The organism is Falsihalocynthiibacter sp. S25ZX9, assembly GCF_041205405.1.
Classification (GTDB): domain Bacteria; phylum Pseudomonadota; class Alphaproteobacteria; order Rhodobacterales; family Rhodobacteraceae; genus Falsihalocynthiibacter; species Falsihalocynthiibacter arcticus.
The window spans coordinates 1-291 of the sequence record NZ_JBGFCD010000287.1 but is presented as its reverse complement, the minus strand read 5'-3'; the positions used below and the strand labels follow the sequence as shown (position 1 = coordinate 291).

Annotated in this window: 1 protein-coding gene; it reads left to right on the top strand. The window is 45.0% G+C overall.

The window, feature by feature from the left end:
- Positions 1 to 140: 140 nt before the first annotated feature.
- A partial coding sequence (locus tag AB9F29_RS22275; protein ID WP_369757298.1) for a twin-arginine translocation signal domain-containing protein occupies positions 141 to 291 on the top strand: 151 nt, incomplete at its 3' end.

The window sequence follows — 291 nt, the reverse complement described above, 5'->3', positions numbered from 1 at the left end:
ATCTTTACAAAAATAATCTTTGTTTAAAAGCTATTGTTGCGAAATTTTCGAACCAGGACGAATACTGTTAATGTTCTGTAAAGGGCGAGTGGCATATGCGGAGGAGGCATATGTTACTTAATTCAATCGGGAGGATATGAATGTCCAATTTACTCACTCGTCGTGGTTTACTTAAAACCAGTGCCATCGCTGGCGCTGGTCTTGCTGTTCCCACGATTTTCACAGCGTCGTCCGCAGCGGCCTATACCAATGCCCCTGACGGCAGTGGCGTAACGCTTGGTTTTAACGTAC